The organism is Acidovorax sp. SRB_24 (genome assembly GCF_012931925.1).
Window position 1 is genome coordinate 1 of record NZ_MWOM01000214.1, and the last position, 560, is coordinate 560.

The 560-nt window shown below is 73.6% G+C and carries 1 protein-coding gene; it reads left to right on the top strand.

Features of this window, described 5'->3' with window-relative positions:
• Positions 1 to 560, top strand: a 560-nt coding sequence (locus B2J89_RS21595; RefSeq protein WP_169170848.1) for a sulfite exporter TauE/SafE family protein, incomplete at both ends; no start/stop codon positions are given.

Genomic DNA, 560 nt, shown 5'->3' on the forward strand with positions numbered 1-560 from the left:
TTCCGCGAAGACACGCAGGCGCCGCCGGGCCTGTCGATGGCGCGGCTGGTGGTGCTGTCGCTGGTCGGCGGCGCGCTCGGGGCGGCGCTGCTGCTGGTGACGTCCGACGCGACCTTCTCGATCGTCGTGCCGTGGCTGCTGCTGGCCGCCACCGTGCTGTTCGCCTGCGGCCCGCGCCTGCGCCAGATGCTCGCCGGGGCCCAGCCCACGTCGCCGACCCAGGCCGCCATCAGCGTGCTGGCCGTGGCCGTGTACGGCGGCTACTTCAACGGCGGCCTGGGCATCCTGCTGCTGGCGCTGTTCGGCCTGCTCGGGCAGACCCAGCTCAACGCCATGAACGGCCTGAAGAACCTAGTCTCGGCGCTGCTCACGGCCATTGCCGTGGCGGTGTACGCGGCCGGCGGCGTGGTGGACTGGCCCTACGCGCTGTGGATGATGGTGGCCGCCACCGCCGGCGGCTACGGCGGCGCGCGCGTGGCGCGGCGCATTCCAGCGGCCTGGCTGCGCGGCGGCATCGTGGCCACGGGGCTGGTGATGACGGCGCTGTTCTTCTGGCGGCA